This window comes from uncultured Agrococcus sp., from assembly GCF_945915485.1.
Lineage (GTDB): Bacteria > Actinomycetota > Actinomycetes > Actinomycetales > Microbacteriaceae > Agrococcus.
The window spans coordinates 1-6,813 of record NZ_CAMEFJ010000109.1 but is presented as its reverse complement, the minus strand read 5'-3'; the positions used below and the strand labels follow the sequence as shown (position 1 = coordinate 6,813).

Below are 6,813 nucleotides of genomic sequence, written 5' to 3'. Positions count from 1 at the left end.
TGTGACATCGTGAGCGTCGCAAAGCTGTTTGCAGCGAAAGGCACCGCAACGCGCCCATTCGCGATTTTGCCCGCGGCACTGATCTCCTCCTCGGCTGTTCTGCTGTTCTGGATCGAGATCGCCTGGGTCGGCTACGTCCTCATGGTGGCGGGCCTGGCGCTCGCGGTCGTGAGCGACCGGCTCAGGGCATCCGCGGGCCTCACGAAAGACCTCCTGCTGATCGCTCTCGCGCTCGGGGCCGTCAGCCTCATCTCCCTCGAAGCCGACATCTCGCCGATGGGCATGCTGCGCTTCACGCTCGCTCTCGGAGCAGCGGTCGTGATCCCCTACACGCTGTCACGCTGGTTGTTCAAGGATCACTTCATCACGTTCCCATTGCGCTTGGAGCGTTGGACGCAAGCGCAATGGGGATACCTGATCGTGGTGATCCTCGCCGCCTATCTGATCCTGCCGTTCTATTTCCTTACCAGCGGTGTCTGGGAGAACTGGCCGGCGGTCGTCGAATGGCACGAGATCACACGACTGTTCATCGGTGTGAATGCGGTTGGCATCTGGGACGAACTGTTCTTCATCTGCACCTGCTACGTGCTCTTCATGCGGCACTTCCGCCCCTGGCTCGCGAACGTGCTGCAGGCGGCGATCTTCGTCTCATTCCTGTGGGAGCTCGGTTACCGGGAGTGGGGGCCCCTGCTGACGATTCCGTTCGCGCTCGTGCAAGGCCTGGTCTTCACCATCACGCGCAAGAACCTGCTCTACGTCGTCGTTCTGCATTTACTGTTCGACGCGGTCGTCTTCGCCGTCATCGTGCACGCCCATCACCCGGAGGCGCTACCGATCTTCCCGATCGTCCACGGCTTCTAGTCTGCGCCCGCCTGCCTTGCGATGCGCGTGAACGCGAGGTGCGGGCCCAGGTACACGAACGTTCCGGTCGGGATCTCGAGCGGGAGCCATTCCAGCGCCCCGGGAGCCGGGCAGCGGTCAGGCGTCGAAGAACTTGGCGATCGTCTCGGCAGCACGATACTCGGCGTGCACACCTTCGAGCAGCACGACGCTGGTGTCCGCGTGCTCGGCGCGAAGGTCGAGAATGCGCTGGTAATCGTCAGAGTGGTACCAGCGCCGTGCCGCTTCGATGGACGGGAAGCCGATGATCACGACATCTCCCTGCCAATCGCCCTCCACAACCTCTGGCTGCGTACCGTGCACCACCCACTCGCCGCCGAAGGGCTCGAACGTCGACTCGATGCGCTCCATGTATTCACGGATCTGCGCCCCTAACTGCACGCCGCGCAGGTGCCCGACTGCATAGCCGCGCCGCGCGCTCACTGCGGCACCCTGTCGAGGAAGCCGCGCACGTCGGCGATCCTGCCGTCTTCATCGACCACGACGACGTCGAAGCCGATGATGGGAGGCTCTTCTCCGGCAGGGCCGAGAGCCCACGAGAACCGGAGCTGCCGGTGGTGAGCGTCGACGCTGCCGTGCAGACGGAAGACGAAATCGGGGAATTGCGCCTGCACGGCGCCGATCAGTTCGTGAAGCGCGGAGCTGCCCGAGATCTCGGCCTGCGGGTCGACATACGTCACGCTCGGAGACCAGTGGTCGGCGATCAGTCGCTTGCGGTCAGCGGGCCCGGCATTCCAAGTGTCCAGGTACTTCTCGGCGATGTTCTGCATTGTGTTTCCTTCTCATTCATTTCTGAGTTCGTGCCACCGAGTCTGCCGCCGGGAGTGCGGCATCTCCATGACCTCGGAGGTCATGAACGGTCTGTTACGTTGTGCGCATGACGCAGGTAGTCGAAGAAGCGGGCGTTGGTTCGCTGCTGCGAACGTGGCGCGAACGCCGCCGGTTCAGTCAGCAGGAACTCTCGAACCGGTCAGAGGTCAGCACACGGCACGTGAGCCGGGTCGAAACGGGGCTCGCGAAGCCGACCGCGCAGATGGTGCTGCGGCTCGCCGACGTTCTCGACGTTCCGCTCCGCGACCGCAATCGTCTGCTGCTTGCCGCGGGGCACGCGCCGACATTTCCCGAGCACCGGCTCGATCATCCCGATGTTGCAGAGATCATGGATGGGCTGCGCCACCTGTTGGATGCGCATCTGCCCTACCCCGCGCTGCTGCTCGATACGCACTGGGACATCGTCGATGCCAACGCCGCGGTCGATCGGCTGCTGGCGGGGTGCGCCGCTGAGCTGCTCGAGCCGCCCGTCAACGTTTTGCGCGTCTCCTTGCATCCGGACGGGCTGGCGCCGCGGATCCGCAACTTCGAGCAGTGGGCGGCGCACCTGCATCACCAGGTGGCGCGACGAGCGGAGCACACGCACGATGCGCGGCACTACGAACTCATCGCCGAGATCGAGACGTATCTGAAATATCGCCCGGCAGCGCCCGCCGCGACCGGGCCGGTCCTGCCGCTCGAGTTCGAAGCCGAGGATGGCACGCTGCGATTCTTCAGTGCGTCCGCCCGGCTGGACACGGCCTCCGATGGAACACTCGAAGGGCTCCATCTCGAGACGTTCCTGCCCGCGGATGCCGACACCCGGCGGGCGCTCGGCGCTGAGACTATGTGATCAGCATCGGGAAGACGTGGTCGCGATTGAGCGGTGCCTCTGCGGGATCATCGATACCGGCGACGGGATGGATCCAGCGAAGCTCCTCGATTTCAGCCTGCGCTCGTGGCACTGCGGCGGAGGCCGCTTCGGATGCCCGGAACACGCTCGCGCGGACCGTCGCGCCCGCCTCGTTGGCTGCCGCGGCATCCCAAGTCCCGAACGGTTCGATGTCTGCCGGTTCGAGGGTGATGCCGAGTTCTTCGCGCACTTCGCGGCGTGCGCAATCGGCCGCGGACTCTCCCGATTCGGGCTTGCCGCCCGGCAACATGAACATGTCGGTGCCGCGCTTGCGAACCGTGAGCACCGTGCCGTCGAGACGCTGGAAGAGCACTGCTGAGACCGTGATGATGTGCACCGGATCAGCCTAGCGAGCCCCGCTGATGTATAATGTGATGTATGAAGCGCACCAATATCTATCTCGACGAGCGCCAGACGGAGGAGCTGGAGCAGCGCGCTGAGATGGAGGGGATTTCTCGGGCCGAACTCGTGCGGCGATTGATCGACGCGGGGCTTCGTGATGCACGAGGGGATCACCGTGCTCTGCAGTCGGCAATAGATCTCTCGTTCGGAGCGATCGTCGTGGATGACGCGATGAACCGTACGGCGGGCGCTCGAGAGGAACACCTCGAGCAGCTCTGGCGGCTCGAGCGATGATTCTCGTAGACACGGATGTGCTGATCTGTCATCTGCGGGGTGTTCAGGTCGCAAGACGGTGGCTGCTCGATGCGTCCGAGAGGGACGCCTTGGCGATCAGTGCGGTTACCGTGACGGAGATCACGGGCGGAATGCGATCAGCTGAACGTCGAGAGGTGTGGGCGCTCCTGGCTGCGCTCGAGGTGATGCCGATTACGGATGCAATTGCTCGGCGGGCCGGAGCATTGCAGCGGGAGTATCGTCGTAGTCGCTCGGGTATCGGGATCTCCGACTACTTCATCGCTGCTACCGCGCTGCATAGCGGGCTCGAGTTGGCCACGTTGAATACGAAGCACTTTCCCATGATTCCCGATCTTCGAGCGCCGTTCTCGTTGTGAACCACTATTCGCGCCAGTAGCTCGAGCCGTCCTGCGTGCGATGGATCAGGCCGCTGTCGAACAGGTCGCGGCGCAGCGTTGCCGGATCCCGCCAGAGTTCCCCGAGGCGATCTGTCACCGAGCGCTCATCGAGGTCCTCGCCCGGCCGCAGCGCGCGCTCGGCCGCCCAGCGCATGACGGCCATCCGATCGTCCGGCTTCGCGGGCCAGATCTCGATGCGACCGTCGCGAACGAATCTGTCGACACCGCTCGCGGCCCGCGTACGCTGCAGCAGGGGAGAGAATGCGTCGACTTCCGACACCGTGCCGTCCTCGACCGAGGCGAGCCCCGCGCGAACGAGAGCATCCAGGCGACGACGCTCCTTGGTTGCCAGCCCTGTGACGGCGAGCGGGCCCTCCGCAACGATGCGGGCGTAGAGTTTGCGTCTGCCGTCATCGGCGAGCGTTGCGAACAACTGCTGCGTTGCACCCTCGGTCATATCGAGATGCGATGGACGAGACGGGAGAGGATGAGGGCGCTGCGGGTTCGCACAACGCTCTTCGCCGCGCGGATGCGCTCGAGCGCGTCCTCGAGCCCGTGCGCGTCACGAGCGCGCACAACAACCACGGCGTCGGCATCCCCCGTGACGGTGTAGGCCTCGACGATGTCGGGAACATCCGAAAGGATGCGCTTGAGCTCCGGTGGCGAAACGGTGCCGCTGCAGAACAGCTCGACATACGCCTCCGTTGCGAGCCCCTCGACCTTCGGGTCGATCTGCACCGTAAAGCCGGCGATAACGCCCGATTCGACGAGTTTGTCGATGCGTCGCTTTACAGCCGATGCGCTGAGACCCACCTCGTCGCCGATGTCGCCGTAGTTCGCTCTCGCGTTGATCTTGAGGTGATCGATGATCGCGTAATCGGTGCGGTCCATACGCAAAAATCTATTGCGGAAACGAGATGCGTGCAAGGATGCGAGGCTCTCGGCAACACAGTTTGCAACGATGCGTGCCTCATGAGAGCCAGGGTCGCAGAGCCCGATTACAGTGGAGAGCATGGCGAAGACGCTCCAAGAACGGCTGGAAGCAGTGCGCGAGCGCACCGTTGCGCTCGCAGCCGAGGACGCATTCTCCGGCGTACTCCACGTGCAGCGTGGTGAAGAGACGCTGCTGTCCGCAGCGCACGGCACTGCGAGCCGGAGATGGGATGTTCCCGTGCGCGCATCCACACGGTTCGACATCGCATCGGTCACGAAAGTGCTCACGTCGATTGCGGTATTGCAGCTCGTCGACGCCGGCACGCTGCGACTTGACGATCGCATTCACGACCGGGTGGACCTCACCGACAGCGCGATCCACCCGGATGTGACGCTGCGTCACCTGCTCTCGCACACATCGGGCATCGGTGACGACGCCGATGAGGAGGCGGGCGAATCGTACGAAGCGCTGTGGGAGGAGCGGCCGAATTACTCGGTGACAGAGACCCGAGACTTTCTACCGCAGTTCGTGCACAAACCGGCCAACTTCGCGCCGGGGCAGGGCTGTCGCTACTGCAATGTCGGCTATGTTCTGCTCGGGCTCGCGGTAGAAGACGCAACCGGCGTGCCCTATCGCGACGTCATTCGCCGTGACGTGATGGAGAAGACGGGAATGCGCGACTCCGGCTTCTTCGACATGCGTCACGCGGTGCCGGATGTCGCCGAGGGGTGGGAGCCCGTTCGCTCGTCTGCCGACGGAACGCTCAAAGGCTGGCGCCAGAACATCTACTCGTACCCTCCCATCGGCTCGCCCGACGGAGGTGCGCACGCGACCGCCGCCGATCTGGCGCGCATGCTGGACTCGGTGCTGCAGGGCCGCATCCTGTCGGAGGAGTCGACGGCGATGTTCCGCAGCCCGCAAGCGCTGCATCACAGGGTTGACGCTCCGAAACCCGGTGCGACGGCGGAGCTGCACTACGCGTTCGGGCTCGAGATCGAACTCGACGCCGATGGCCGCGTCAGGTCACTGTACAAGGACGGCATCAATACCGGTGCGAGTGCGATCGTGCGGCACTATCCGGTCGGTGGTCATGAGCAGGGGATCACGCTTGCCGTCGTCACGAATTCCGAGGATGCCGCCTGGGAGCCGGTGCGGCTGCTCGATGAGGCGATTATTGGCTTCGGTTCAGACTAGGCATAGACTACTGCCGCCCGTGCTCTGAGCCGGGCATGCTGACGACGGAGTGCAGGAGAGGCGCAAATGGTAACGATTCACGATGTAGCGAGACTGGCATCGGTTTCGCCCGCCACCGTGTCGCGCGTCCTGAGCGGAAAGACAGTGAACGCAACGCTGACCGAGCAGGTGCGCGTTGCTGCAGAACAACTCGGGTACCGCCCGAACCGCAGAGCGCAATCGCTGCGCAGCAAGCGATCCAAGCTCGTCGGCCTGATCATCCCCGATATCGAGAACCCGTTCTTCACCGCGATCGCGCGCGGCGTCGAAGACGCGCTGGAGCCGGAGGGATACTCGGTTGTTCTGTGCAACTCCGACTCCGATACCGCGAAGGAAACGCGCTACATAGGGGTCGCCGTGTCGGAGGCCATGGCAGGCGTCGTGATCGCGCCGGCTTCCGCAGGCACCGATCTCGAGCCACTGCTCGACCGGAACAGCGCGGTCGTGGTCATCGACCGTGACCCGCTCACCGTCGCAACCGACGTAGTGGTGCTCGCCGATCGCGAGTCCTCTTCCGAGCTCGTCGGTGAACTCCTGTCGCGCGGATACGAACGCATCGCATGCATCACGGGACCGGGAGATGTCGAGACGTCGATTCGCCGCAGCGAAGGGTGGCGGGACGCCCACCGAGAACAGGGTCGTCCCGTGCCGGAAGAGCTCTTGATCTTCAGCGACTACCGCTTCTCCGGCGGACGAGAGGCGATGAACCGGCTGTATGCGGCATCCACTCCTCCCGACGCGATCTTCATTGCCAACAACCTCATGGCGGTCGGCGCGATCGAGGCGATGCGCGAGCACGCGACGGAGCGAGCGCTCGCGGTATTCGGCGCGCTGCCGCGAGGTGCCGAGCGACCGCGGGAGTGCCTGATCGCGGATGCGCCGGGCCGCGAGCTCGGACGGGTCGCCGCGCGCAGGCTGCTCGAGCGCTTCGCCGACGCATCGACGCCCGTCCATCGCGACGTCCTACCGGTTCCCCTGCTCGGCTAGCG

The 6,813-nt window shown here is 64.5% G+C and carries 11 protein-coding genes; 6 read left to right on the top strand and 5 right to left on the bottom strand.

Annotated elements, in window-relative coordinates:
* Window positions 1-6 precede the first annotated feature (6 nt).
* Window positions 7-861 carry a CPBP family glutamic-type intramembrane protease gene (locus Q0O95_RS12630; protein WP_293699295.1) on the top strand — a complete coding sequence of 285 codons (855 nt, stop codon included), beginning with the start codon at window positions 7-9 and terminating at the stop codon, window positions 859-861.
* Between the two features lie 117 nt (window positions 862-978).
* On the opposite strand, the gene Q0O95_RS12625 is transcribed toward Q0O95_RS12630, so the two are convergent.
* On the bottom strand, window positions 979-1,323 hold the full coding sequence (locus Q0O95_RS12625; protein WP_293699292.1) for a DUF1330 domain-containing protein: 345 nt from the start codon (window positions 1,321-1,323) through the stop codon (window positions 979-981).
* Window positions 1,320-1,670 carry a nuclear transport factor 2 family protein gene (locus tag Q0O95_RS12620; RefSeq protein ID WP_293699289.1) on the bottom strand — a complete coding sequence of 117 codons (351 nt, stop codon included), beginning with the start codon at window positions 1,668-1,670 and terminating at the stop codon, window positions 1,320-1,322. Before Q0O95_RS12620 ends, Q0O95_RS12625 begins: the two co-directional genes overlap by 4 nt.
* Window positions 1,671-1,777: 107 nt before the next feature.
* Between Q0O95_RS12620 and Q0O95_RS12615 the strand changes: the two genes are divergently transcribed.
* On the top strand, window positions 1,778-2,563 hold the full coding sequence (locus Q0O95_RS12615; RefSeq protein ID WP_293699287.1) for a helix-turn-helix transcriptional regulator: 786 nt from the start codon (window positions 1,778-1,780) through the stop codon (window positions 2,561-2,563).
* Here Q0O95_RS12615 and Q0O95_RS12610 read toward each other — a convergent pair.
* Window positions 2,556-2,960 carry an NUDIX domain-containing protein gene (locus tag Q0O95_RS12610; protein WP_293699284.1) on the bottom strand — a complete coding sequence of 135 codons (405 nt, stop codon included), beginning with the start codon at window positions 2,958-2,960 and terminating at the stop codon, window positions 2,556-2,558. The two genes, Q0O95_RS12615 and Q0O95_RS12610, sit on opposite strands and share 8 nt — an antisense overlap.
* Window positions 2,961-3,001: 41 nt before the next feature.
* On the opposite strand from Q0O95_RS12610, the gene Q0O95_RS12605 reads away from it, so the two are divergent.
* Window positions 3,002-3,259 carry a CopG family transcriptional regulator gene (locus Q0O95_RS12605; RefSeq protein ID WP_293699282.1) on the top strand — a complete coding sequence of 86 codons (258 nt, stop codon included), beginning with the start codon at window positions 3,002-3,004 and terminating at the stop codon, window positions 3,257-3,259.
* Window positions 3,256-3,636: a type II toxin-antitoxin system VapC family toxin gene (locus Q0O95_RS12600; protein WP_293699279.1), complete on the top strand. Its 381-nt coding sequence runs from the start codon at window positions 3,256-3,258 to the stop codon at window positions 3,634-3,636. Before Q0O95_RS12605 ends, Q0O95_RS12600 begins: the two co-directional genes overlap by 4 nt.
* A gap of 4 nt (window positions 3,637-3,640) precedes the next feature.
* Here Q0O95_RS12600 and Q0O95_RS12595 read toward each other — a convergent pair whose 3' ends face one another.
* Window positions 3,641-4,114, bottom strand: coding sequence for a DUF2087 domain-containing protein (locus Q0O95_RS12595; RefSeq protein ID WP_293699276.1), 474 nt, complete (start codon window positions 4,112-4,114; stop codon window positions 3,641-3,643).
* The gene (locus tag Q0O95_RS12590; RefSeq protein ID WP_293699273.1) at window positions 4,111-4,548 is read right to left on the bottom strand and encodes an Lrp/AsnC family transcriptional regulator; all 438 of its coding nucleotides are present in this window, start codon (window positions 4,546-4,548) and stop codon (window positions 4,111-4,113) included. Before Q0O95_RS12590 ends, Q0O95_RS12595 begins: the two co-directional genes overlap by 4 nt.
* A gap of 121 nt (window positions 4,549-4,669) precedes the next feature.
* On the opposite strand from Q0O95_RS12590, the gene Q0O95_RS12585 reads away from it, so the two are divergent.
* Window positions 4,670-5,785, top strand: a complete 1,116-nt coding sequence (locus tag Q0O95_RS12585; protein WP_293699270.1) for a serine hydrolase — start codon at window positions 4,670-4,672, stop codon at window positions 5,783-5,785.
* A 66-nt stretch (window positions 5,786-5,851) separates the two neighbouring features.
* Window positions 5,852-6,811, top strand: coding sequence for a LacI family DNA-binding transcriptional regulator (locus Q0O95_RS12580; protein ID WP_293699267.1), 960 nt, complete (start codon window positions 5,852-5,854; stop codon window positions 6,809-6,811).
* Window positions 6,812-6,813: the final 2 nt, after the last annotated feature.